General features: G+C 69.6%; 1 protein-coding gene. It reads right to left on the minus strand.

What is annotated here, in order from left to right; genetic code table 11:
- Window positions 1–405: class I SAM-dependent methyltransferase (locus tag V2J85_RS40765; protein ID WP_330824410.1), on the minus strand; the 405-nt coding region annotated here is incomplete at its 3' end.
- Window positions 406–441 lie beyond the last annotated feature (36 nt).

Here is a 441-nt window from a genome sequence, read left to right on the forward strand (position 1 = left end):
GGTGAGCACGGCTTCGACGTCGCGCTGGGACAGGTAGTGGAGCACGTCCTTGGCGACGAGCAGGCCGAAGTCCTCCTCGACCACGTACTGCTCGATGAGGGACTCCACCACCGTGACGCGCTCCGCCAGGTTCTCGTGCAGCGAGAGTCGCCGGAGCAGCGGTTCGGCCGGGGCCTGGTCCACCGCGACGACGGTGAAGCCGGCCTTCGCCAGCGCGATGGTGTAGGCCCCGGCGCCGTATCCGAGGTCGAGAGCGCGACGCGGGATGTCGGCGGGGAGGGACGTCAGCAGGGCGCGGAACCGCGCCGAGACGGGCGCATGCAGCTGCTCTCCGGTGCTTCGACCGTTCCGTAACGCGTCCGCGTAGAAGGCGTGGAGGGATGCCTTCGAGTGCTGTACAGGCAAGGGGCACCACCTGGGGCTGGAGGGATGAGCGAGGGG

The organism is Streptomyces bugieae (assembly GCF_036352915.1).
GTDB lineage: Bacteria > Actinomycetota > Actinomycetes > Streptomycetales > Streptomycetaceae > Streptomyces > Streptomyces endophytica.